The following is an 18,013-nucleotide window of genomic DNA, read 5'->3' as shown; positions in this document are numbered from 1 at the left end:
CAGAGCCCGGAATCGGGTCAAGGGACTGGTCCCTTGCAGGTTCTTAGGGCAGCGCCCTGAGCCCCCGGAGGGCCTTCCGTCTTATATATTTGCAATTTTCAAGGTTCGTTTGAGCCTGTTTTTTTCGGCCCAGTTTTTCATAGATTACTTGACACTACCCTCTCTTTTGTTCTCTGTTCGCCTACTTGTTATTTTTATCATTCCACGTTATAATTGAATACAAAATGATGTATATGGAGGAAATGATTATCATGAAGAAAATTACCAGTTTTACCATAGACCACCTCAGACTGATTCCGGGGCTCTACGTTTCCAGGAAAGATTTTGCCGGTGACTGCCCTGTGACCACCTTTGACATTCGTATGACCAATCCGAATGAAGAACCGGTTATGAATACGGCTGAAGTTCATACCATTGAACACTTAGGTGCCACTTTCCTTAGAAATCATGAAGTTTATGGAGATCGGACACTTTACTTCGGTCCGATGGGATGCAGGACCGGTTTTTATCTCCTTCTGACCGGCGATTACGAATCCGAAGATATCGTGCCACTGATGAAGGAAATGTTTACCTTTATAGCAGAATATACCGGAGATATACCGGGTTCCTGTGCGAAGGACTGCGGAAATTATCTGGATATGAATCTCAGAATGGCAAATTATCTTGCCAGAAAATACCTCGATGAAGTTCTGAATGATATCACCGAAGAGAGACTGCATTATCCTGCATAAATATGAGATTCTGTCACGATACAGTCCGGTTTCAGATCAAACGGTTCTGCCGGAACCTGTTCCACGATTTGCAGGTCATATGCAGCAGCTATTTTATAAACTGAATCATATCCGGCGAAATACCGGTCGTAGTAACCGCCGCCGTAACCGATTCGGTTCCTGCTGCAGTCAAATGCGACTCCCGGCATAATAACAACTGTCCTGCTGTCATGTTCACGGATAACAGGGCAGTTCTTTTTCGGTTCCGAGATTCCCCATTTACCAGGGATCAGGTCCTTTTCCGACTGGATCCGGGCAAATACCATTTGTGAGCCGATGAGCCTGGGAGCAGCGACATGTTTTCCCATTTTCTGCGCTTTATCCCAGATCAGACCGGTCTCCACCTCATGATTAAAATCAAGATAAAGAAGGATGCTCTCTGCCTGTACAAATTGCTCACAGGAAACAATTTTCCGGCAGATTGCTCTACTCTTATCCGCTACTTCATCTTTAGAAAGTGCGGATCTTCTTTTCAAAATTTCTGTCCTAATTTGCTTTTTTGTTTCCATACTTTTCTCCGAGGTTTGTGATTGTTCCATCCTTTTCCTGAATCGAAATATTATTCAGCTGCCCCCGGAGGCTCATTTTAAATGCTTCAATATATTCACGGCGCAGAATCTGCTGTTCTTTTTTTTCTTTTTCCGTCAATCCTTCTGCTTTTGATTTATGATACAGCTCGTTAATACGGGCAATTTTTTTTTCATCCATTTTCTTTTGTTCCTTTCTGTTATGTCATCCGGTGGTCCGGCGAACTTTAGCTGGAATAATTTTCCAGAAATCCATAGAGTTTTTCCGTTCCTTCGATGATCATTCCATTTTTGATTTCATTCTGATACGTATCGGGCAGATCAGAAATCAAAATATTTGTATATTCATAAACCGTTGTTCTATCGTTCATATAGACGACAACGTAACCGTTCAAATCTTTCAGATAGTACAGTTCATCTTTCTGAGCATCTCCCTGTGTACTTACCGTTTTTTCCTGACTGATACTGTTTTCAGTCTGCTCTTTTTCCCCTTCTTCCACAAGTTCCTGAGAATATCGATATTCTGCCCGATATCCGTAAGTGACCACAGCCATAAGAACTAAAGCGATTGTGAAAAGGCCAATACCATATTTTTTTCCCATAAGGACAACTCCTTTTTGTATACAGTATCAACCATTTTCACAGAATTATACAATCTTAGTATGCACTGTCGTTCAATAAATGAAGTTTACGGCAAATGCTGATCAGTGTTGCGCCTTTCGGCATGGATAAAAGTTCATCTTCCGTAAGTCCTCCCATTTTCAGCAGGCACACGGCATAGACAATCACAGCCGTGAACAGTGCAACTAACGTCGCAAATCTTCCGCCAACAAAAATATCGAGTACCAGGTGTGCGAGGTATGCCGCGATTCCCATGATACCGGCTGCGATTCCCGGAATCACAAAGGTTCGCTGGCGTTCCTGAACATATCCGCATGCTTCACGGATATCATGCGAATTCATGATACACATGCTAAGTGAGAAAACGATCTTGCTTACAATCACTGCATAAAGTCCCCACTTAAATACGACCATCATGATAAACAGGGAGACCAGATGAAGGATCAAAGACACCGTTGCATTCTTCACCGGTTTCATCATTCGGTTCAGTCCCTGAAGTACGGCATTTGTAATGGTGGAAAGTGAATAGAAAATCAGCGAGATCGCACCGATCTTCCAGATCATGTTCTGCATCGAATTATCCACGCTCGGCCAGATGAAATTCATGATCGGTTCTCCGAGTACAAAGAATCCAACCGCACTTGGGATTGCAATCAGCATCGTATATCTGGCCGCCATATAAATCCGGTTATGTACCAGTTTGCGCTCATGGCTCTCATACGCACGGACCAGCCCCGGAATCATGGAAGATCCAAGCGCATTTGCGACGGCAAGAGGAACATTGAATAAAGTATAATACTGACCTAATTTACCAAGTAAGGTAACACATTCTTTTTCCGAAAATCCCTGCGCTGTCATAATCTTGTTGAACATGGCACTGTCAACGACATTACTTAAATTATATACGGTCGTACTCAAGATGACAGGTGCGATCGTAAGAAGCAACAACTTGAAGATCGTCTTATAATCCTCAGTGTGCTTTGATCGGTCCATGCGAAGCTGTTTCTTCTGAATAGACTTATAAGCACAATAACTGAATCCCAGAAATACAAGGCCCATCAGAGCACCTGCCACGGTACCAAGGGTACCGCCGGCCGCAGAATATGCAGCCGCCAGAAGTTCGTTGCCCTGGGTCTTTGCTACACTTTCTCCATACTTCAAAAGCATCGCAGCACCGACAACGCTGACTACCGCATTCACGATCTGCTCGAGTATCTGGGAAAGTGCAGTCGGAATCATGGTTCCGAGTCCCTGAAAATATCCTCGCAGTACACCCATGATCGATACGATCAGAAGTCCGGGTGCCAGTACCTTAAGTGCATAGGAACTGAGCTTCGCCCCCATAATATTTGTTGCAATCGTATCTGCCCCTAATAGTACGACCAGTGTGATCAATCCTCCTGCCACAAAGGCAAAAAGCATAGCTGCCTTGAAAACACGATATGCATTTTTTCTTTCTCCTTTTGCCATTCTGGCAGAAACCAGCTTGGAAACAGCGAGCGGTAAGCTGTAGGATGATATTGTAAGAGCAATTGTGTAGACCTGGAAAGCGATATCGTAATATCCCTGTCCATCGAGCCCCATAAAATTCAGCATCGGGATCCGGTATATGAAACCTATGATTTTTGTGATGATACCTGCCGATGCAAGGATGATTCCTTGTGCAAGAAATCCTCCGCCTTTCGATTGTTTCTTTTTTGCCATATAGCACCTCATTTATCTCATTTCCAGATTATCGGGTTATTCCCAGTCCGTCGAGAATTTCCCGCTGTTTCTTCTCCATCACCGCACGTTCCTCTTCTTCCATGTGATCGTACCCCAGTAAATGAAGCATACTGTGCGCGATAAGAAATGCATATTCCCGCTCGACTGTATGTCCGTATTCTTCTGCCTGCTCGACCACTTTCTGTTTGGAAATGACAATGTTTCCAAGCATCAGTTCTCCGGTGTCCGGATCAAAACAACTCTCATCTTCTTCCAGAAATGCAAAATCCGCGGGAGACTCATATGCGATCATCGGGAAAGAGAGTACGTCTGTTGCACGGTCTATATCCCGGAATTCCCGGTTCATCTCACGGATCTCTTCATCCATTGTCAAAAGGAGCTCCACTTCGGATTCATACGGACACTGTTCATAATCCAGGACGGCATCCCCGACTCTTTGGGCGACTTCCTGATAATTGAGATCCAATTCCAGATCTCCTTCATTTTCTAAATAAATTCTCATCTTTCGTACCGTTTCCTTCTGTCCTTGCTTCTCTTTTTCTTAAGTTCCGTTTTCTGTTCATAATCTTCATATGCTTTGACGATCTTCTGTACCAGAGGATGCCGAACAACATCTCGGCTGGTCAACTGACAGATGGAAATTCCATCGATATTCTTTACTACGTTGATTGCCACATCCAGACCGGATGTCTGACCGGATGGAAGATCTTTCTGTGTCGAATCACCGGTAATCACCACTTTGGAGCCAAAACCGATTCGTGTGAGGAACATTTTCATCTGAGCCGGAGTTGTATTCTGTGCCTCATCCAGAATAATAAACGCATTATCCAGTGTTCTTCCACGCATGTAGGCAAGCGGTGCAACTTCGATCAAGCCTTTCTCCGAATTCTTCTGAAAACTCTCCGCACCCATGATCTGGTACAATGCGTCATAAAGTGGACGCAGGTAGGGATCGATCTTACTCTGCAGATCTCCCGGAAGGAAGCCAAGCTTCTCACCAGCTTCGATTGCAGGCCGCGTCAGAATGATCCTGCCCACTTCATTCTGCTTAAATGCGGTGATTGCCATTGCCATCGCAAGATAAGTCTTTCCTGTTCCTGCAGGGCCCAGACCAAAGGTGATCATATCTTCCCGAATGGCATCTACATATTTCTTCTGTCCAAGCGTTTTCGGTTTGATCGGCTTACCCTGAAGTGTATAACAGATCAAATCTTTGTCAATCTCCAGGACACTTTCGGTGCTGTCATCCATTGTCAGTGATAGGGTATAGTCTACATTCTGTTCCTGTATAACATTCCCGCGGCGAGACAATTCTGTAAGCTGGGTAAGTGTCCTCTCTGCACGTTCTACATTACGCTCATCACCAAGAATCTTCACTTTTCCGTCTCGTGCGATTAACGTCACATGTAATGTACGTTCTATCTTTTTGGCAAAAACATCGAACTGTCCGAAGACATTCCGTTCGTGTTCTGCCGGTATCTCGATTTCAGTCTCAAGAATTCCCATATCTCAATTTCCTTCCTGTTGCGTATCTTTAGCATCACTTGATGGCAGCTCCTTTTTTGCAGTCAGGTGTTTCGAGCCAATTGTTTCTGCAAGTGTCAGAGTACCCCTGGCAGATGCACGCGCAGTATCACTGTATATTTTAACATTATTCTCCAAAATTTGAACCCCTTTTTTCTCTAAATTAAGACAGAATTTTTGAAAATCAGCAGACAATTTTTCCTGATACTCTTTTTCCTGATGTTTTTTATTGACCGGCTGATATTCCTCGATCACATCCATGCCCAAAGTGACAGGAAGCCAGAAATGTTCACCAATACAAAAACGCTTCTCAAGTGTAGTATATGTTTTGTGTGCAAATTCATTCTTTCCGGTTCCCAGTTTGAATAAATACTGATCCGTTTCTATCCAACATACATATTTCTTATTTCCCGTCCATTTTTTTATCTCATAAGTGATCGGCAGACTGTCTTCATAGGAATATACTGTTTGCGCAGTAATATCAGCATCAGCCTGATGGTACTGATATCCAATGACTTCTTTTGCATCATTAAGAATTTCAACTGTACCACTCACAAGGATATCTCCTTTTTGTACCGAATCTCCCTCGTGAACCATTGGAACACCTTCCCGCGTTATGATTTCAAGAATGATTCCGTCCTTTTCCGCAATAATATCTGCCGGCTGGCCATTTGCACGATCCAGCTCAGAGTCTTCTGTTTCCTCCATGACCCGGTCTGTATTTTCTTTCACACGGATCATGAGACGTGTTCCGGTTACATATGCCGACGCCCAGATTACATTATCGTATTCCTTCCGGATATCCCTAACAATCTGGTCACAGTCTACTTTCGATTTTAACATTCCATGGTAGATTCCTTCTGATTCCAAAAATTCCAGCATGGTCTCGTCTGTCCGCGAAAGATTCCCGTCGATATGGATATTCCATACAAAAAGCGACATGACATAAACAAAGATAATACAGAAGAAGATTCCACCGAAAAACAGCTTCCGCTTTCGGTATTTGTGTAAAAAAAAAGGAAAGCCTGCCCGCTCCATGATCACAACCTTCGTTCTCGTTTTGCGTATAACAGGCTTTAATTCGCGAAATCCACGGACACTGATATTCATTTCGTATGCGTGTCCGCACGGTTTTAAATTCCATAGATAGATTCCATGATAACTGCAGAGATTGATGAAACGCTCCGGCGAATATCCTTCCACCCTGATTCTGAGATATCCGGAAATATATTGTAAAACGGCAATCAGCATACACTTTTCAGCCCTTTCTGCTATAGATACTCAACCTTCTCCACTCGTCCCGTGATTTTCATCTCGTCATTTGTGTAATAAGCAATCTGAAGATTTTTTCCGGTGATCCTAATCTGTCCGCATTTACTCTTTATGCGAATCAGGATATCTGTATACTCCAGAATCCCGCGATAATTCTCAACGTTTACTTCCAACTGCCCTGTCATGGTCACTATGGGGACACCAAGCATAACATCTTTCGGCATATTTGCCGCATCCGCAATTCGATATCCCAGCATTTTCCCATTCTGGTCTGATTCCCGTCTCATAGTTCTGCCATTAACCATTTTGTTGTAAATATATGTTGGTCACTGGCTTTATATATCAGCTTTATTTGAAGTTTTTGAATTTTTCCGGCAGCATTTTTCCTGCTGATGTATGAATTTCAATATATCCCATCTCAGATGCGATGAACCGTACACAATGTTCGCTGTCTTCTGCGGGCTGTACCGGACTTCCTATCGTAATCGTATTCTTTTTCACATTCGTCGAAAATGCATACTCACTTCCAGGTCCAAGCATACAGATCGGATTCCCGTTAAGGAAAAACGAATCCTGACATCCCTCATATCCTCCCTTTTCTGAAATGATTTGAATTGTCGCCGGCATTTCCAGACAGTCGGCATCATTGACAGGGTTTTGTTTTACAGCTTCATTCTGCTGCTGGGCATCCCATGGATTCTGCGCCTGATTCCACTGGTTCTGCGCCTGATCCTGGTCGTTTGGCTCTCTGTTTAAACGATAGCCCTGGTTATTCTGAGAAGGATTCCATTGGTTCTGTACCTGATTCCACGGATTGGATGTCTGTGACGTCTGATCCACTTTCGGAGAATTCTTCGCTGCCACATAAGACATGTATCCTCCGATCACTGCTCCGACACAGCCTAAAATAAACGCACCTGTGAAAGGATCATCATTCGGGAACAACAAAGCCATGAGGATCGCCCCTGCGAAGCATCCGGTAAATTCCATTCCGAACCATAGCGCAAGTGTCATAATACGATATTTTCTCGGGCTCTGCCCATTTGCTGCGGCATTCTTACCATTTACACGCCACAGCCATATTAAACAAACAATCTCTAACATATGAATCACTCCTTTTCTTTTCCATTCTTCTGCTTCTCTGTTTTGATTCTGCAGCAGATCTGTTTTTGACCATTTTCTAAAGGTAATTTCTTAACTTCATAATCCCCAAGAGAACGAATAAATGGTGTGAGCTTGGAAAATCCATAATTACGTACATCAAAATCCGGCATCCTCTTGGAAAGCTGATCTCCTAATTTCCCGGTATAAATCCACCCTTCATCATCAGAAAACTTCTCGATGATTGCATTGATCGTTCTTCGTACCCGCTTTAAGTCTTTCTTCTTTCGTTTGCTCTGTGAAGATTTCTGATGAACTTTCTCAGTACTCTTCGCGTCGTCTGCCTTTTCACACATTTCCTCTTCCTGCTGGCTGGCACAGATCAAATCCAGATACTTGAATTGATTGCATGCCGAAATGAAAGGCTGAGGTGTTTTCTCCTCTCCCATTCCGATCACCTGCATACCAGACTCTCTCAGTCTCGAAGCAAGACGGGTGAAATCACTGTCTGACGATACAATACAGAACCCGTCTACATTTCCGGAATACAGAATATCCATCGCATCGATGATCATCGCCGAATCGGTCGAATTCTTGCCGGTAGTATAGCTGTACTGCTGCATTGGTATGATTGAATTCTCCAGAAGTACATTCTTCCATGATGCAAGCCTCGGGCTCGTCCAGTCTCCATAAATTCTCTTATATGTGGCGATACCGCTGTTCGCTGTCTCGTCCAGTATCGTCTTAATATATTTATCTGAAATATTATCCGCATCAATAAGGATTGCGAATCTAAGTTCACTGTCCATCCTGTTATAACCTGCCTTATTCATTTTTTATACTGACATTATTCTATCATTTTCTTTTACCATAGTCACATAAAATCTCTATAAATTTTTATATATAAGAAAAAGAGACATGATTCTATTCCAAAATCATGTCCCCGGCTTAATTTATGATTCTATCTTTCGACATTTTTTCCCACAAGAATTCTACGGCATGCACTGACCGGATACCAGCTGCACCCCTCACAGATGTCCTCCAGCATTTCCGGTGTCATTTTCCTCGTTGTACCCTTTCCCGCTATATGCCTGCGTGCATAATAAATGATGCGGTCTTAATTCCATTGTAATGCCGCTCCCAGTCTTTTATGAATCTGAAGTCCAAGCACAGATGCAAGAACCGCCTTAATAATCGCCGTAGGAATAAACGGAAGAACACAGGCTGAAATTCCTGTCCATACCGGCGCTTTCGCAATGATACAGAACACGATAACGCCAACAACATAATTGGAAACCGTTCCAAGAATCAGCATCAACGTAAACATTCCTTTTTTATCTTTGTGTTCCACTCCGATTCCGATAATAAATGCCATGATTGGGAAGGAAATGATGAATCCGCCTGTCGGTCCGATCAAATTCTGGATTCCACCACTGAATCCCGCAAATACCGGAATTCCCACTGCTCCCATCAGTACATAGACCAGAATGGAAAGTGCACCTTTTTTAGATCCAAGGATGACAGCGGCAAGTGTAATCGCAAAGGTCTGCATCGTCATCGGAACCCCCATCGGCATCGGAATCGAAATCTGTGCCATAACCGCCGTCAGCGCCGCCATGATTGCAATACTGCATATATCCTGAACTGATAATTTTGATTTTTGCATATCAATATGCCTCCATTTCTTTTTGTATGTTCACAGTATATACAAACGCGGGCTGATTGTCAACCTATAATTCCATAAAAGTTAACAATTGCAGAGCGTTAACTAAACTTGAATAAACATCATTTCTTTTTCTGAAGAATGTTCTTCACTATACCGGAACCCCATACCAGAAAATTGCTTCACGACATTCAGATCCTGTGCATGTTCATTCGCGAGAAAAGCGACTATCTGACCTCTTGCCATCTTCGCTTTCGTTCCTTTGGTGATCAATTTATCACCGGAATACTCTGCAAAGACGCATGTGACAAATCGGATATTCGCTTCAACAAACGGTTCCACAGCCTGACTGTATTCTTTTGATGCAAGATTCAGGATGATCGGTTCTATTCCCTCTGATACATCCTCTCTCACTTCATCCGCAATTCTCCGGTAAAGACTGTCTCCCCAGAAATCATATAAATCCTTAGCTCCGTCAATTCCAACTCTTGTCTGCATTTCCAGACGATAGGGGACGACACCGTCAGTTGCATTCAATATTCCATAAAACCCACTTAGAATTTTCAGATTCTTCTTTACATACTCCCACTGCCCGTCCGTAAAGACCTGCGGCGCCATGTTGTTGAATGCAAGTCCATTATACGAAAGGACAGCCGGTGTCAGGCCTTTTCTAAGATCCATATTCTGGTAACGCTGGAAATTCTCTTCCGTAATCTTGTCATTTGCGCGGAAGAGCTTCTTCAATTCTGCCCGGTCAAACTGTTTCATCTGACGGAGAATTCGTTCCGTGCGGTCTAGCATCACAGGGAGTGAGGTGGCTGCCATAAAATCGTGATTCTCTTTCATCTGTTTTGCAGGGGAAATGATAATCTTCATTGGTATGTATACCTGCCTTTATCTTTATCTTTCTTTTGCATTGTAACAGAATTTTGCAAAAAAATCACCACCATTTCCGAGTATAAGCTCTGATATGGTGGTGATTTTTCATTTATGGTTTATTTGTTCAAATAGAATTCCATCGGATAAGTAGGATATGCAATCTCCTCCAGCTGATCCATTGTTACCAGTCCGGACGGTGCACGTAATACAGACGGAATACGATTTACAATTGTTGCACAGGTGTGTTCAACGGTTGCCGGTTTCACAACATGAAATTCTGTATCCGGTTCGCCGGTAATCTTCCAGTCACACATATCTCCATCATCCGGTCCATAGACTTTACCAATGCACTGGGTTTCGATGACCGGTCCCTGGAATGTCTCGGTTGTTACAACTGCAGCCATTCCAATACAGTTTCCTTTCGGAATGGTATCACCCAGCGTAGATGAATACAGATCACTGTCATGGAAATACGGAACGCATTTCTGTGTCTGGCTCTTGATCGTCCATCCCATCTTGGAAGCGAGGGCTTCGTTTGAATTCCATACGTAAGAAGGTTCGATTTCTTCCGGATGAGCGATCTGCTTTTCAAATTCTTCCGGAGTCAGTCCTACTCCATGCGCTTTTGCAAGTGCAAGTCCGTAATCTTCTACATTATAACTTACAGCACCTTCAATTTTCTCAATCTTATGACATCCTCCGGCAACCATGCCTACCATATTTACCCAGAAAATATCTTCCATACCACTTCCTACAAATGTACATCCGTGTTCTTTTGCTGTTACATCAAGAAGATTTGCACGAACCGGATCAGTCGTCCAACAATAAGTAGCTTCCTCACAGGTGGAAATGACACTAATTCCTCTTTCCAGACACTTCATATAATGCGGGAAGCAGTCACTCACCAGACTGAACAAAGTCACAACCGCAATATCCGGATCCGTATTATCGAGCACTTCGTCTGCTTTATCACTGATCAAAACTCCTGTTTTGATTCCAAGTCCTGCATAATCGCCTACGTCCATTCCTACAATAGCCGGATTCGTGTCAATGGCACCTACGATCTGACAGCCTGTTTCGTAAAGATAACGAAGCGTGTATTTACTCATCTTACCACAACCATACTGAACAACTTTAATTTTTTCCATAAGAAAAACCTCCTTTGATTGATTGTTCATCACTTATTAACTTACTTACATGATATCGTCTCATGCAAGGTGAGAGTCAAGGAGGTTTCTAAAATTATTTTATTAATTATTTTTGTACTATTTTGAGAAACTTACAGGAACCTGCAGGCGCAGATACATGGACCTTTTTTCACAATCAAAAACGTTAAACTCTGTAAGCACTTCACAAATATAATCACCTGTAATTTCAAACTGCTCATCTTTACAATGTCTAAGCAGCAGCTCGGCATACTCTTTTTCTGAATCAAACTCATCCAGATAAATGCAGGCATACATATTGTTTTCTATCACTTCTGTCTGATGAATCAATGGAAAATGCTCATCTACAAATACAAAAATCTTATTGGAAATATATTGCTTCCGGATGAAATCTTCTTTTTTCATAAGAGTACCGGCATTGCAATAATAAACCGGCGGGACGTCATGATCGATCAGTTTATGTTTTAATTGCTTGAGAATTTTTTCATATGTATCGATATCATGATCATAGAAATTTACATCCGTATCCATCGAATAGATCCGCCTGGCCGGTATATATTCCAATGTGATCGTTCCCCTGCTTGGAGATTTGCTGTATCTTTCAATACTGCCGATGGCCCGATCGATTGCATCTCGCTGGATTTTCAAATGTTCGATATCCTGTATGGTCTGTTCTCTTTTCCTGATAAGAACCGATTCAATCTTACGCAAATCTTCCGAATCCAGGACTTCCCGGATTTCCTTTAATTCCATCCCCAGTTCTTTCATATACTGAATCATGTCAAAGCGGGCGTTTTGTTTGATATCATAGTATCGGTAATGGGTTTCTGGATCGGTATAGTATGGTTTTAATAGTCCAAGCGAATCATATAATCGGAGTGTCGGGACTGTTGTGTTATTAATGTGGGCCATTTCTCCAATACTAAGATAATTTTCTCTCATAATACAGATGCTCCTTCAAACAAAATACACCGTGTTTTACTGCCTCTAACTCTCATCTTACTACAGAGTTTCAAGATTGTCCAATTGGAATCATTACTCGATCAGACGTGACAGATTCGTAAGCTGGTCATCAGAACAGCAAAGAAGAACAAAACAACATATGCAATCCTGTCCCGCTTTTGATACACCAACGGGTACATTTTAGAAGTTGGCTTATCTCCGGAATATCCTCTTGCTTCCATCGCCATCGCAAGATCAGATGATCTTCTTACTGTTGACATGAATAATGGCATCAGAAGCGTCAGCACATTTTTGCACTTTTTCAAAACAGAGCATTTTTCAAATTCTACACCCCGGGCCGCCTGAGCATCCATAAGAACGTTGATCTCTTCCAGAAGAATCGGAATAAAGCGAAACGCAATCATGACGATCACCGTCATGTCATGCACCGGTATATGAAACTTCTCCAATCCAGAAAGTGCTTTTTCCAGTCCATCTGCCATCTCCTTTGGTGTTGTTGTATAGGATAACAAAGATGCACCCAGAATCATTAATGCGATTCTGGAGGTAAGGCTGATGGCTTTTATGATTCCTTCTTCCGTGATTTGAAAAATCCAGAACTTTGCTACTACATTCCCTGGTGTACAAATCAGGCGAAAGCAGAACGTAAAAATCAGCAGAATTATTATCCCCTTCAGTCCTTTCAGCATAAATGAAAGCGGAACCTTTGAAACGTGATATAATACGAAAACAATTCCAAGATATACCAGGTACAGAAGGGGGTTTTTCACCAGAAAAAGAGTAAGCACATAAACCAGTACCCCCATCAATTTTGTACGGGGATCCATGTTATGGACAACCGAGGTATTTGCATAATACTGTCCGATCGTAATATCTCGTATCATCTGCGCTCTCCTTTCCTTTTTTGAAGCACTTCGAGAATCATTTTTTCAGCCTCATCCACAGTAATAGCCGCATGTTCAATCGGAAAACCGGACAGACGAAGTTTCTCTGTAACATCTGTGATCTGAGGTACACCGATTCCAATGCTTTTCAGATAATCAATCTGGTTGAAAATCTCTCTGACCGTTCCTTGTCTTACAAGCCTGTGATCATGAAGCACAAGCACTCTATCCGCATATTCTGCCACATCCTCCATATGATGAGAAACAAGAACAACTGCAATCTGCCGCTCCTTTTTGATTCTTTTTACCAGCTGGTAAATACTCCTGCGGGTCCCCGGATCCAGTCCGGCAGCAGGCTCGTCCATAACAAGAATCTTCGGGTTCATCGCAAGAACACCTGCAATGGCGACACAGCGCTTCTGTCCTCCGGATAATTCAAGAGGACTTACATAGTAATAGTCCGAATCAATTCCGACCAGTTCCAGACTCTCTTTTGCCGATTTTTCCGCATCTTCGTGCGACAATCCCATATTCAGCGGGCCGAAACTGACATCCGCAAGCACCGTGTTTTTAAAAAGCTGTTGTTCGGGATATTGAAAAACAAGACCAACCTCTTTCCTCAATTTAGATAATACATATTTTTTATCGTAAATACTTTGTCCATGAAACAGAATATCTCCAGAATCAGCTTTCAAAAGTCCATTCAAATGTTTGATCAGTGTTGTTTTCCCAGATCCTGAAGAGCCAATCAGGCCAATCAATTCTCCTTCTCTGATTTCAAACGAAATATCATCCAGAACCTTGCATTCATTTACAGTCTTCTTCCCATATGTAAAAGTGAGATTTCTTACTTCCATCATTTTCGGATTCCCCCTTCCATATGGTTCTTTATTTTCATCATCTGTTCCAAAAACTGTTCCTCCGTCAGAACCGGAAGTTCCAGGGGAACACCGTCCTGATAGAGTCTTTGCGCAAGTTCCGTCACCTGTGGCACATCCATTTTTACGCTTCGAAGCAGCTCCAGATCCTGAAAAATCTCTGTTGGAGTTCCCTTTTTTATAATGTGTCCCTTGTCCATCACAATAATCTGATCTGCATCTACTACCTCATCCGTATGATGGGTGATCAGGATCACGGTTATTCCTTTTTGTTTATTTAATTCATGTACCACTTGTAAAACTTCTTTTCTGGATTTCGGATCAAGCATGGCTGTCGGTTCATCTAGAACAATACATTTTGGCAGACCTGCCAGAACACCGGCAATGGCAACCCGCTGCTTCTGCCCTCCCGACAACCGGAAAGGAGAGGCTTTTCTCTTTTCAAGAAGTCCGACTTCTTTCAGACTGGTTGTCACTCTTTTCTGGATCTCATTCGGTTCCAGATTCTTATTTTCCGGCCCAAACGCCACATCTTCTTCCACACTGGTTCCGATGATCTGGTTGTCCGGATTCTGAAAAACCATACCGACTTTTTCTCTAATTTCCCATAAAGCTGCTCTGTCCTCCGTTTTCTTTCCATTGATCCAGACCGTTCCTTCATCCGGTAACAGAAGCACATTCAGATGTTTGGCAAGCGTCGATTTACCGGAACCATTTGCACCTAATATTGCCACAAATTGACCGGATGGGATATCTAATGATATCCCATCCAATACTGTCTTTTTGCTTTTTTCGGTTTCGGACTCCCATACTGTATATTTGTGTATTAAGTCTTTTATCTTAATCATTCTTATTCCTTACTGCTCTTTTTTGAAATTATCCAGGAATCGCGCCGGCATTGCCTTAATCAGTGCCCAGCCGATAATACAGGTTCCAACCTTATCGATCAGGTTAGAAGCGATATTTCTCAGGAATGATGCCTGGAAAATACTCTTTCCTCCCTGTACTAATGCTGTAACTAGCATATCTGATACAGAACCGTTCAGACCACCATATACATAAATACCGATCGGTGTTCCGATTGCAGGACAGATCACACTTAATGCAAGACCTGTTACAATTGCCGGGATAATAGACCATGTGAACTTCTTGGCAACAAGACCAACGACCAGACCTACCGCCATATTTACAAGGAAGAACGGAATATCTGTAACACTGTACATAAGTCCTGTAATAATATTGCTTAATGATCCCACGATCATACCCGGAACCGGTCCAAGAATCGCTGCAGAAAGAACCGTTCCCAAAGTATCAAGGTACAGCGGAATTCCAAGTGCTGCTGTAATGATACCGAGAACGATATTCATCGCCACACACACTCCGCAAAATGCTGTTACATACACTTTTCTGTTTTTCATAGTTGTTTCTCCTTCTTTCTCATCCTATAGATGTATGTTACTGTTCTGGTTTTTTCAACAATTCTTTTTGCTTGTTTCCTTACCAGAAACGGAGTCTAACAACTGAATTGTATCTTTCATATTGTAAATCGGTACCTGAAGTTCCCGTTCTTTTAATTCTTTTTCCAGAATTTCCATCAATACTCCCGGTTCCTTCACGCCTTTACAAGTACCCACCTTAACTGAAACTTCATCCATATTTCCGGATAATTCTCCGCCCCAGTTTCCCCTGCAGGTAAGACCATAACCGCAGCTTGGGCTTCCATCCACAGATACGATTCCCAGCACCTGGTACTCATCCGGATATCTTAGATATTCCTCCAGCTGCATGAGAACCGGTTCTAACATCTTGCGGCATTCTTTACGAAAATGCGGATGATCAAACTGATCTTTTACGTGTCCCCATCTTCTTGAGCCATACAGGATGAATTCCGGGCAGGGGAGCTGCAGAAGCTGAATATCGTTTTCCATTACCTTTGTCATCAATGTAAGTCTCAATTCGTATTCCTCTTGAAGCTCTTTTTCATCCATTGCCACTTTGGAAGCTGTATTCAGAATACAATGTGATACAATTAACAGTCTTTTCATGTTATACCTCCATCTGCTCTATGCTATCACGATTCCTATAAAGAGTCCAATTGGTAATAGTAATATACGTTTCTAATTATAGATTATTTCTATTAATATTCAAAAAAATATAAATCCATATAGTTATATTCACTTCATATAATGATATACTAAATTTAATAAGAAATGATAAACAGAAAAAGAGAAGGCACATCCTCAACATCTTTTCATAAAGACATGGAATGCGCTTCCTCTCCCTTCGTTAATATTACTTTTCAATTAATTCTTCTGCAATACCGCCCTTCCCAAAGAATCAGCCGTAACAATCGCATCATAAAGCTGTGCAGGAGTAACATCTGCTACCATATTATGGATGGATTCTCCTTCCACACAAGATTTTTCTGCAATTACTTTGATTTCTTCTTTGGTAGTCACTCCAATTTCTTCCAGCGTAACCGGAAGTCCTACTTCCCGGCAAAAATCCTGTACTTCTTTGAACTCTTCTTTTGAAGCACCTTCCAGGACAAGCTGTACCAACGTTCCAAATGCAACACAATTACCATGCGGTGCACTGTGTCCTCCAAGTGCTGTTAGACCATTGTAAAATGAATGGGCTACTGCAAGTCCTCCGTTGTCAGCGCCCACACCTGACAAATATACATTCGCCTCAATAATTGCATCCAACGCAGGGGTTACTACCTGATTCTCACATGCATGTTTTGCTGCTGCTCCATATTCTTTCAATGTCTCATAACAAAGCTTGCAGAGCGCCATTGCAGATCTGGTAATTCCTCCAAATTCAAGACTTGGCGCATCTGTTCTTTCACATGCTCTTGCTTCAAAATAAGTACCAAGTGCATCCCCCATACCTGCAACCAGGAATTTCACAGGTGCTTTTGCAATTATATCACTATCTACAATGACAGCTTCCGGATTCTTTGGATAGAACAAATAACTGTTAAACGTTTCATCATCGTTATATATTACGGAAAGTCCTGTGCAAGGAGCATCCGTTGCTACCACGGTAGGAACAATCACAACAGGTAATTTTTCATAATATGCTGTAGCTTTTGCAGTATCGATTGCTGATCCTCCACCAACACCCACAACAACATTGATTCCATTCTCTTTTACGAGTTTACGCATTCTTTCAATCTCACCGGTACTGGAAATTCCACCGAAGATTTCATAAACGCGAAGATCCTCCGTTCCATCAAAACTCTTTTCAATTTTGTCATGGCACATCTTATGCCCACTTTTTGAACAGATAAATAACCATTTATCTCCCAGTTCTTTCATCTCTTCATGAAATTTGAAAAGAGCATCTCTTCCTTGCACATATTTCTGTGGTGCACGCATCATTCTAAGTCTTGCCATTACAAATGCCTCCTTGCTTGTTAATCTTTTAACATTCTCTATTATAGTCTCATTTTTTTAAATAACAAGGTGTAAAATGTACAAAAAAGAGGGAGAAACCTGACAAGGATTGGGCAGTATAATCAAATTTTGTAGTAGATTTTCTCGCTATTATTTATGATACGGCTCCCCCGCAATAATCCGATAACTCCGGTAAATCTGCTCCAGCAGAATCACCCTCATCAATTGATGCGGAAACGTCATTTTCGAAAAACTAAGCGCAAAATCCGACCGTTTTATCACATCTTCCCCGAGTCCGATCGACCCGCCGATAATAAACATAATATGACTGACTCCGCGTATTCCCAGAGTATCGATCTTCTCTGCCAATTCCTCAGAAGTCATCATTTTCCCTTTAATTTCCAGCGTAATCACAAATGTATCATCTTTGACATATTTCAGAAGTCTTTCTCCTTCTTTATCCCGTATTACATTTTCTACAACTTCACTTGCATTATCCGGAGTTTTTTCATCTGCCACTTCGATGATCTCCAGCTTGCAATATTTACTCAGCCGTTTTGAATATTCTGCGATTGCGTCTTTCAAGTATTTTTCTTTTATTTTACCTACTGTAAGTAACGTAATTTTCATATTTTACCA

General features: G+C 42.1%; 22 protein-coding genes. 1 reads left to right on the top strand and 21 read right to left on the bottom strand.

Translation table 11 applies throughout. The features are described from left to right. The first annotated feature begins 251 nt into the window (after positions 1 to 251). On the top strand, positions 252 to 731 hold the full coding sequence (locus ACTNB3_RS07035) for an S-ribosylhomocysteine lyase (RefSeq protein ID WP_427806548.1): 480 nt from the start codon (positions 252 to 254) through the stop codon (positions 729 to 731). Here ACTNB3_RS07035 and ACTNB3_RS07030 read toward each other — a convergent pair. From ACTNB3_RS07030 to rlmH, 21 genes are all read right to left on the bottom strand, one after another. After that, positions 719 to 1,279 (bottom strand): 5-formyltetrahydrofolate cyclo-ligase, encoded by a 561-nt coding sequence (locus ACTNB3_RS07030; RefSeq protein ID WP_441024887.1) that lies wholly within the window; start codon positions 1,277 to 1,279, stop codon positions 719 to 721. The two genes, ACTNB3_RS07035 and ACTNB3_RS07030, sit on opposite strands and share 13 nt — an antisense overlap. After that, on the bottom strand, positions 1,257 to 1,478 hold the full coding sequence (locus ACTNB3_RS07025; protein ID WP_427806546.1) for a DUF896 domain-containing protein: 222 nt from the start codon (positions 1,476 to 1,478) through the stop codon (positions 1,257 to 1,259). The genes ACTNB3_RS07030 and ACTNB3_RS07025 overlap by 23 nt, the downstream gene beginning before the upstream one ends. A 46-nt stretch (positions 1,479 to 1,524) precedes the next feature. Further along, positions 1,525 to 1,899 (bottom strand): hypothetical protein, encoded by a 375-nt coding sequence (locus tag ACTNB3_RS07020; protein ID WP_427806545.1) that lies wholly within the window; start codon positions 1,897 to 1,899, stop codon positions 1,525 to 1,527. Between the two features lie 55 nt (positions 1,900 to 1,954). Continuing rightward, on the bottom strand, positions 1,955 to 3,622 hold the full coding sequence (locus ACTNB3_RS07015; RefSeq protein WP_427819823.1) for a putative polysaccharide biosynthesis protein: 1,668 nt from the start codon (positions 3,620 to 3,622) through the stop codon (positions 1,955 to 1,957). Between the two features lie 28 nt (positions 3,623 to 3,650). Then, positions 3,651 to 4,145 carry an rRNA maturation RNase YbeY gene (ybeY, locus tag ACTNB3_RS07010; RefSeq protein WP_427806542.1) on the bottom strand — a complete coding sequence of 165 codons (495 nt, stop codon included), beginning with the start codon at positions 4,143 to 4,145 and terminating at the stop codon, positions 3,651 to 3,653. After that, entirely contained in the window at positions 4,142 to 5,149 is a 1,008-nt protein-coding gene (locus ACTNB3_RS07005) for a PhoH family protein (RefSeq protein WP_427819822.1), read from the bottom strand. Before ACTNB3_RS07005 ends, ybeY begins: the two co-directional genes overlap by 4 nt. A 3-nt stretch (positions 5,150 to 5,152) precedes the next feature. Continuing rightward, entirely contained in the window at positions 5,153 to 6,418 is a 1,266-nt protein-coding gene (locus ACTNB3_RS07000; RefSeq protein WP_441024886.1) for a sporulation protein YqfD, read from the bottom strand. A gap of 20 nt (positions 6,419 to 6,438) precedes the next feature. Continuing rightward, positions 6,439 to 6,726, bottom strand: coding sequence for a sporulation protein YqfC (gene yqfC / locus ACTNB3_RS06995; RefSeq protein WP_427806537.1), 288 nt, complete (start codon positions 6,724 to 6,726; stop codon positions 6,439 to 6,441). Between the two features lie 61 nt (positions 6,727 to 6,787). Continuing rightward, positions 6,788 to 7,543 carry a hypothetical protein gene (locus tag ACTNB3_RS06990; protein ID WP_441024885.1) on the bottom strand — a complete coding sequence of 252 codons (756 nt, stop codon included), beginning with the start codon at positions 7,541 to 7,543 and terminating at the stop codon, positions 6,788 to 6,790. Between the two features lie 5 nt (positions 7,544 to 7,548). Then, positions 7,549 to 8,349 (bottom strand): NYN domain-containing protein, encoded by an 801-nt coding sequence (locus ACTNB3_RS06985; RefSeq protein ID WP_427819819.1) that lies wholly within the window; start codon positions 8,347 to 8,349, stop codon positions 7,549 to 7,551. 308 nt (positions 8,350 to 8,657) lie between these two features. Beyond that, positions 8,658 to 9,206 (bottom strand): biotin transporter BioY, encoded by a 549-nt coding sequence (locus ACTNB3_RS06980; protein ID WP_427806534.1) that lies wholly within the window; start codon positions 9,204 to 9,206, stop codon positions 8,658 to 8,660. Between the two features lie 102 nt (positions 9,207 to 9,308). Further along, complete coding sequence (yaaA, locus tag ACTNB3_RS06975) at positions 9,309 to 10,079, bottom strand: peroxide stress protein YaaA (RefSeq protein WP_441024883.1); 771 nt, start codon at positions 10,077 to 10,079, stop codon at positions 9,309 to 9,311. Between the two features lie 119 nt (positions 10,080 to 10,198). Further along, entirely contained in the window at positions 10,199 to 11,230 is a 1,032-nt protein-coding gene (locus ACTNB3_RS06970) for a dihydrodipicolinate reductase (RefSeq protein ID WP_427819817.1), read from the bottom strand. Between the two features lie 117 nt (positions 11,231 to 11,347). After that, positions 11,348 to 12,190 (bottom strand): MerR family transcriptional regulator, encoded by an 843-nt coding sequence (locus tag ACTNB3_RS06965; protein ID WP_427819816.1) that lies wholly within the window; start codon positions 12,188 to 12,190, stop codon positions 11,348 to 11,350. A gap of 101 nt (positions 12,191 to 12,291) precedes the next feature. Continuing rightward, complete coding sequence (locus tag ACTNB3_RS06960; protein ID WP_427806532.1) at positions 12,292 to 13,095, bottom strand: energy-coupling factor transporter transmembrane component T family protein; 804 nt, start codon at positions 13,093 to 13,095, stop codon at positions 12,292 to 12,294. Further along, positions 13,092 to 13,955 (bottom strand): energy-coupling factor transporter ATPase, encoded by an 864-nt coding sequence (locus ACTNB3_RS06955; protein ID WP_441024881.1) that lies wholly within the window; start codon positions 13,953 to 13,955, stop codon positions 13,092 to 13,094. The genes ACTNB3_RS06960 and ACTNB3_RS06955 overlap by 4 nt, the downstream gene beginning before the upstream one ends. Continuing rightward, positions 13,952 to 14,821 (bottom strand): energy-coupling factor transporter ATPase, encoded by an 870-nt coding sequence (locus ACTNB3_RS06950; protein WP_441024879.1) that lies wholly within the window; start codon positions 14,819 to 14,821, stop codon positions 13,952 to 13,954. Before ACTNB3_RS06950 ends, ACTNB3_RS06955 begins: the two co-directional genes overlap by 4 nt. 9 nt (positions 14,822 to 14,830) lie before the next feature. Further along, positions 14,831 to 15,391: a CD3073 family putative ECF transporter S component gene (locus ACTNB3_RS06945; RefSeq protein ID WP_427806530.1), complete on the bottom strand. Its 561-nt coding sequence runs from the start codon at positions 15,389 to 15,391 to the stop codon at positions 14,831 to 14,833. A 54-nt stretch (positions 15,392 to 15,445) separates the two neighbouring features. Then, positions 15,446 to 16,018: a CD3072 family TudS-related putative desulfidase gene (locus tag ACTNB3_RS06940; RefSeq protein ID WP_427806529.1), complete on the bottom strand. Its 573-nt coding sequence runs from the start codon at positions 16,016 to 16,018 to the stop codon at positions 15,446 to 15,448. A gap of 258 nt (positions 16,019 to 16,276) precedes the next feature. Then, a complete protein-coding gene (locus ACTNB3_RS06935) occupies positions 16,277 to 17,374 on the bottom strand; it encodes a glycerol dehydrogenase (RefSeq protein WP_441024878.1) in 1,098 nt (365 codons plus the stop codon). A gap of 150 nt (positions 17,375 to 17,524) precedes the next feature. Then, positions 17,525 to 18,004, bottom strand: coding sequence for a 23S rRNA (pseudouridine(1915)-N(3))-methyltransferase RlmH (rlmH, locus tag ACTNB3_RS06930; protein WP_441024877.1), 480 nt, complete (start codon positions 18,002 to 18,004; stop codon positions 17,525 to 17,527). Positions 18,005 to 18,013 lie beyond the last annotated feature (9 nt).

The sequence above is a fragment of the Bariatricus sp. HCP28S3_D3 genome (assembly GCF_052065755.1).
Taxonomy (GTDB): domain Bacteria; phylum Bacillota; class Clostridia; order Lachnospirales; family Lachnospiraceae; genus Allocoprococcus.
The sequence above is the reverse complement of the archived record's forward strand: the minus strand, read 5'-3'. Positions and strand labels throughout refer to the sequence as shown.

Excerpts from the sequence above, each read along its gene's own strand:
- ACTNB3_RS07035 (WP_427806548.1), top strand. The coding sequence starts at position 252 with ATGAAGAAAATTACCAGTTTTACCATAGACCACCTCAGACTGATTCCG.
- ACTNB3_RS07030 (WP_441024887.1), bottom strand. The coding sequence starts at position 1,279 with ATGGAAACAAAAAAGCAAATTAGGACAGAAATTTTGAAAAGAAGATCC.
- ACTNB3_RS07025 (WP_427806546.1), bottom strand. The coding sequence starts at position 1,478 with ATGGATGAAAAAAAAATTGCCCGTATTAACGAGCTGTATCATAAATCA.
- ACTNB3_RS07020 (WP_427806545.1), bottom strand. The coding sequence starts at position 1,899 with ATGGGAAAAAAATATGGTATTGGCCTTTTCACAATCGCTTTAGTTCTT.
- ACTNB3_RS07015 (WP_427819823.1), bottom strand. The coding sequence starts at position 3,622 with ATGGCAAAAAAGAAACAATCGAAAGGCGGAGGATTTCTTGCACAAGGA.
- ybeY (WP_427806542.1), bottom strand. The coding sequence starts at position 4,145 with ATGAGAATTTATTTAGAAAATGAAGGAGATCTGGAATTGGATCTCAAT.
- ACTNB3_RS07005 (WP_427819822.1), bottom strand. The coding sequence starts at position 5,149 with ATGGGAATTCTTGAGACTGAAATCGAGATACCGGCAGAACACGAACGG.
- ACTNB3_RS07000 (WP_441024886.1), bottom strand. The coding sequence starts at position 6,418 with ATGCTGATTGCCGTTTTACAATATATTTCCGGATATCTCAGAATCAGG.
- yqfC (WP_427806537.1), bottom strand. The coding sequence starts at position 6,726 with ATGAGACGGGAATCAGACCAGAATGGGAAAATGCTGGGATATCGAATT.
- ACTNB3_RS06990 (WP_441024885.1), bottom strand. The coding sequence starts at position 7,543 with ATGTTAGAGATTGTTTGTTTAATATGGCTGTGGCGTGTAAATGGTAAG.
- ACTNB3_RS06985 (WP_427819819.1), bottom strand. The coding sequence starts at position 8,349 with ATGGACAGTGAACTTAGATTCGCAATCCTTATTGATGCGGATAATATT.
- ACTNB3_RS06980 (WP_427806534.1), bottom strand. The coding sequence starts at position 9,206 with ATGCAAAAATCAAAATTATCAGTTCAGGATATATGCAGTATTGCAATC.
- yaaA (WP_441024883.1), bottom strand. The coding sequence starts at position 10,079 with ATGAAGATTATCATTTCCCCTGCAAAACAGATGAAAGAGAATCACGAT.
- ACTNB3_RS06970 (WP_427819817.1), bottom strand. The coding sequence starts at position 11,230 with ATGGAAAAAATTAAAGTTGTTCAGTATGGTTGTGGTAAGATGAGTAAA.
- ACTNB3_RS06965 (WP_427819816.1), bottom strand. The coding sequence starts at position 12,190 with ATGAGAGAAAATTATCTTAGTATTGGAGAAATGGCCCACATTAATAAC.
- ACTNB3_RS06960 (WP_427806532.1), bottom strand. The coding sequence starts at position 13,095 with ATGATACGAGATATTACGATCGGACAGTATTATGCAAATACCTCGGTT.
- ACTNB3_RS06955 (WP_441024881.1), bottom strand. The coding sequence starts at position 13,955 with ATGATGGAAGTAAGAAATCTCACTTTTACATATGGGAAGAAGACTGTA.
- ACTNB3_RS06950 (WP_441024879.1), bottom strand. The coding sequence starts at position 14,821 with ATGATTAAGATAAAAGACTTAATACACAAATATACAGTATGGGAGTCC.
- ACTNB3_RS06945 (WP_427806530.1), bottom strand. The coding sequence starts at position 15,391 with ATGAAAAACAGAAAAGTGTATGTAACAGCATTTTGCGGAGTGTGTGTG.
- ACTNB3_RS06940 (WP_427806529.1), bottom strand. The coding sequence starts at position 16,018 with ATGAAAAGACTGTTAATTGTATCACATTGTATTCTGAATACAGCTTCC.
- ACTNB3_RS06935 (WP_441024878.1), bottom strand. The coding sequence starts at position 17,374 with ATGGCAAGACTTAGAATGATGCGTGCACCACAGAAATATGTGCAAGGA.
- rlmH (WP_441024877.1), bottom strand. The coding sequence starts at position 18,004 with ATGAAAATTACGTTACTTACAGTAGGTAAAATAAAAGAAAAATACTTG.